Genomic DNA, 4,083 nt, shown 5'->3' with positions numbered 1-4,083 from the left:
GGCCCAGCCGCCGACCGCGCGGGCGTCCAGCGCCGCCGTGCCCTCGGCGGCCAGGGCGGCGACGGCGGTGCCGCCCGCCGCCTCGATCGCCGGGGCGTCCAGCTCCGCCCGCTTGCCGAGGCCGACCAGCACGATCCGGTTCAGCCCGTTCCCGGGCGCGAAGAGCGTGGTGGCCTGGCTGCGCCGCGCCTTGAACTCCGCCGCCGCGATGCCGCGCGACAGGATGCCGTTCAGCGCCTGGTCCCAGTCGTGCCAGGCACCGCCGCCCAGGTCTTCCTCCGCCAGCAGGATGGCGACGGCGCCGCCTGTGGGAAGGGACGGCTTGGCGAAGGCGATATCGAGCATGACCGGAGAGCACTCCCTGCGACGCGTCGGACGGCCCGCGGACAGGAACCCTGCCTGGAAGATCCCTGCACGGGACAGCCTTCGGGGATTCCCGGAAAGGGCGCGGGGCCGCCCCGGTTCCGCCGCAACGTGCCATGGCGGCGGCCCGGCGTGGAGGGGGCCAGCCGGTTTTAGCGCGCGGACCGTTCAGCGTGCGTATCGGCGAGAGCCGGTGCGGCGAGCCAATGGGGGAGGCCGGTGCCGGGGAATGGCGGGGGAGGCAGGCGGTTTGCCGTATGGCGCCGCACCGGCGCCGGGTCTATCCACGGTGGATGACCGATCACGAGCTTCTGGAGCTGGCCGCGCGGCTGGCGCGTTCCGCCGCCGGCGCCATCCTGGCGGTACGGGCCGCCGGCTTCGCCGTGGAGCGCAAGAGCGACCATTCGCCGGTGACGGAGGCCGACCGCGTGGCCGAGGCGATCATCCTGGAGGGGCTGCGCGCGGCGGTGCCGGAGATCCCGGTGATCGCCGAGGAGGAGGTCTGCGCCGGACGGATTCCCGCGCTGGCGCATCGTTACTGGCTGGTGGACCCGCTGGACGGGACGCGGGAATTCGCCCAGGGCAGCGACAGCTTCGCCGTCTGCGTCGGGCTGGTGGAGGGCGACCGGGCGCTGCTCGGCGCCGTGGCGCTGCCGGCCACGGGGGAGGTCTTCGGCGGCCTCGTCGCGGCGGAAGGCCGGCCCGCCCTGGCCTGGAAGGAGGATGCCGCCGGCCGCCGCGCCATCGCCGCCCGCACCCCGCCGGAGGAGGGCATCACCGTGATGTTCAGCAACCACTACCGCGACGACCCGCGCCTGGAGCCCTTCCTGGCGGGGCGCCGGGTGGCGAAGGTGGTGAACTGCGGCTCGGCGCTGAAGTTCTGCCGGCTGGCCGAGGGCGAGGCGGACCTCTATCCGCGCTTCGGCCGCACCATGGAATGGGACACCGCCGCCGCCCAGGCTCTGCTGGAAGCCGCCGGCGGCCGGGTGCTGGACATGGCGGGCGCGCCGTTCCGCTACGGCAAGCCGGGCTTCGAGAACGGCCCCTTCATCGCCTGGGGCCGCGGCGACGGGGCGCAGGGGCAGGCGGCGTCATGACCGGACGCCTGCCGCCGGAGGCGCTGGAGCGGGCTGCCGCGCTGCTGCGGGCGGGCGATCTGGTGGCCTTCCCCACCGAGACCGTCTACGGGCTGGGCGCCGATGCCCGGAACGGGCGGGCGGTGGCCGGGATCTTCGCCGCCAAGGGCCGGCCGCGCTTCAACCCGCTGATCTGCCACTTCCCCGATGCCGAGGCCGCCTTCGCCGAGGTGGTGGCCGACGAGCGCGCCCGCAGCCTCGCGGAACGCTTCTGGCCGGGACCGCTGACGCTGGTGCTGCCGCGCCGGCGTGACTCGAAGGTCGATCTGCTGACCACCGCCGGCACCGAGACCATGGCGGTGCGCGTGCCCGCCCATCCCCTGGCGCGGGAGCTGCTGCGGCGGGCCGGCACGCCGGTCGCGGCGCCCTCGGCCAATCCCTCCGGCCGCGTTTCGCCGACCACGGCGGAGCATGTCCTGCAAGGGCTCGGCGGGCGCATCGCGGCGGTGCTGGATGGCGGACCCTGCGCCGTCGGGCTGGAAAGCACGGTGCTGAACCTCGCCGGTGGCCAGCCCAGCCTGCTGCGCCCCGGCGGCGTCACGGTGGAGGCGATCGAGGACGTGATCGGGGCCTTCCACGACCCGCAGCTGGAGGAGGAGGTCGAGGAGATGCTCGCGCTGCTGGCGCGGCAGCAGGGCCTGCCCTCGCCGGGGATGCTGCGCTCGCACTACGCGCCCGGCCTGCCGGTGCGGCTGGAGGCGCGGCACCTGGACCCGCACGAGGCGCTGCTGGCCTTCGGCCGCCCCTTGCCCGGCGCCCGCCTGGCCTGGAACCTGTCGGAACGCGGCGACCTGGCCGAGGCCGCCTCGCGCCTCTTCGCCGGGCTGCGCTTCCTGGACGAGGAGGGATCGCGCCTCGGCCTTGCCGGCATCGCCGCCATGCCTGTCCCGGCCGCCGGCTTGGGCGAGGCCATCAACGACCGCCTGCGCCGGGCGGCGGCGCCGCGCCAGGGCTGACGCCCCCGGGAAAGCGAAACGTTGCGGCAAGGCATCCTTAACCGCCCGGGCCGCAGAAACGGCGGATGGACGCCCCGGAACCCGCCGCATGATCGTCACGCCCCAGGAGGCCAGCCGGCTGATCGGGAGCGGCAGGCCGCTCCTGCTCACGGGCGCCGCCTGCCTCCTGCGCAACCTGCCGCATGGCCGCTGGATCGGTCCCGGCGGGGATGGCGGGGAGGACTGGCTCACCTGCCTGGTGCCGCCGCCGGCGCGCGAGATCCGGATCACTCGCCTGCCGCCCGGTGCCGCCGCCGGGGTGGCGCGGCTGGGCCCCGGCCGGAGCTGGCTGCTGACGCCGGGGGACCGCCTGGCCCGCCGGCTGGGCCCGCGCCCGGTCTGGCGGGCCGGGATGCGCCGGACGGGGGACCTGCTTCTCGACGGGCGCTGCGGCATGGCGCATGCCGAGGGCGCCCTCGTCCTGACGTTGCGGGAATGACGCGCCCTGCCCGGATGTGCGGCAGCCGCGAACGTTATCGAGGCATCCGCCCGGCGGATGCCCGGATGAATTCCACGTTGGCTCTCCGCTTCCGCTTGTCCCGGCGATGACAGCACCGGCAAACCTCGCCTAGCCTCTCCAAAAGTCGGAGGGGGATACGGGCTTGGCCTATGCGCTGCAGCAATTGGTGAACGGCGTCTCGCTCGGCATGATCTACGGGCTGATCGCCGTGGGATACACGATGGTCTACGGCATCGTGGGCATGATCAACTTCGCCCATGGCGACATTTTCATGATCGGCGCCTTCTCGGCCCTGATCGGCCTGCTGCTGCTCTCGGGCGGCGGCTGGATGACGGGCGGCGCGGCGATCCTGCTGGCGCTGGTCTTCTCCATGGCTATCACCGGCCTTTATGGCTGGACGGTGGAACGCGTGGCCTACCGCCCCCTGCGCGGCTCCTTCCGACTGGCGCCGCTGATCAGCGCCATCGGCATGTCCATCCTGCTGCAGAACTTCGTGCAGGTGAGCCAGGGCGCGCGGGTCAAGCCGATGGAGCCGCTGGTGCCGGGCGGGCTGAACCTGTTCGAGCAGAACGGCTTCGTGGTGCAGATCTCCTGGGTGCAGATCGCCATCCTGGTGGTGACGCTGGTGGTGCTCACCATCTTCACCATCCTGGTGACGCGCACCTCGCTCGGCCGCGCCATGCGGGCGGTGGAGCAGGACCGCAAGATGGCCGCGCTGCTCGGCGTCAACGTGGACCGCACCATCTCGCTGGCTTTCGTCATTGGCGCCGCGCTCGCCGCCGTGGCGGGCACGCTCTACCTCGTGCGCTATGGCGTGATCGACTTCTACATCGGCTTCCTGGCCGGGGTGAAAGCCTTCACCGCCGCCGTGCTGGGGGGCATCGGCTCCCTGCCCGGCGCGGTGCTGGGCGGGTTGCTGATCGGGCTGATCGAGACCTTCTGGAGCGCCTATTTCTCCGTGCAGTACAAGGATGTCGCCGCCTTCTCGATCCTGGCGCTGACGCTGCTCTTCCTGCCCACCGGCCTGCTCGGCCGCCATGAGGTCGAGAAGGTATGAGCGGCAACGACCCGGAAGACGACATCCCGGGCCTGTCTCTTGATCACAAGTCTCGACGTCAGCATAGAGAGG

The 4,083-nt window shown here is 73.0% G+C and carries 5 protein-coding genes; 4 read left to right on the top strand and 1 reads right to left on the bottom strand.

The features are described from left to right. The coding region (locus tag ROTAS13_RS20505; protein ID WP_305793727.1) for a M17 family peptidase N-terminal domain-containing protein at window positions 1–345 on the bottom strand (345 nt) is incomplete at its 3' end. Between the two features lie 311 nt (window positions 346–656). On the opposite strand from ROTAS13_RS20505, the gene cysQ reads away from it, so the two are divergent. The 4 genes from cysQ to ROTAS13_RS20485 all read left to right on the top strand — a co-directional run bounded on the left by cysQ (window position 657) and on the right by ROTAS13_RS20485 (window position 4,011). After that, window positions 657–1,460: a 3'(2'),5'-bisphosphate nucleotidase CysQ gene (cysQ, locus tag ROTAS13_RS20500; RefSeq protein ID WP_058389491.1), complete on the top strand. Its 804-nt coding sequence runs from the start codon at window positions 657–659 to the stop codon at window positions 1,458–1,460. Then, window positions 1,457–2,455 (top strand): L-threonylcarbamoyladenylate synthase, encoded by a 999-nt coding sequence (locus ROTAS13_RS20495; RefSeq protein WP_075823259.1) that lies wholly within the window; start codon window positions 1,457–1,459, stop codon window positions 2,453–2,455. The genes cysQ and ROTAS13_RS20495 overlap by 4 nt, the downstream gene beginning before the upstream one ends. An 88-nt stretch (window positions 2,456–2,543) precedes the next feature. Further along, window positions 2,544–2,933, top strand: coding sequence for a hypothetical protein (locus tag ROTAS13_RS20490; protein ID WP_075823258.1), 390 nt, complete (start codon window positions 2,544–2,546; stop codon window positions 2,931–2,933). A 163-nt stretch (window positions 2,934–3,096) separates the two neighbouring features. After that, a complete protein-coding gene (locus tag ROTAS13_RS20485) occupies window positions 3,097–4,011 on the top strand; it encodes an ABC transporter permease subunit (protein ID WP_019461748.1) in 915 nt (304 codons plus the stop codon). Window positions 4,012–4,083 lie beyond the last annotated feature (72 nt).

This window comes from Roseomonas sp. TAS13, from assembly GCF_001950415.1.
Lineage (GTDB): Bacteria > Pseudomonadota > Alphaproteobacteria > Acetobacterales > Acetobacteraceae > Roseomonas > Roseomonas mucosa.
The sequence above is the reverse complement of the archived record's forward strand: the minus strand, read 5'-3'. Positions and strand labels throughout refer to the sequence as shown.

Excerpts from the sequence above, each read along its gene's own strand:
- cysQ (WP_058389491.1), top strand. The coding sequence starts at position 657 with ATGACCGATCACGAGCTTCTGGAGCTGGCCGCGCGGCTGGCGCGTTCC.
- ROTAS13_RS20495 (WP_075823259.1), top strand. The coding sequence starts at position 1,457 with ATGACCGGACGCCTGCCGCCGGAGGCGCTGGAGCGGGCTGCCGCGCTG.
- ROTAS13_RS20490 (WP_075823258.1), top strand. The coding sequence starts at position 2,544 with ATGATCGTCACGCCCCAGGAGGCCAGCCGGCTGATCGGGAGCGGCAGG.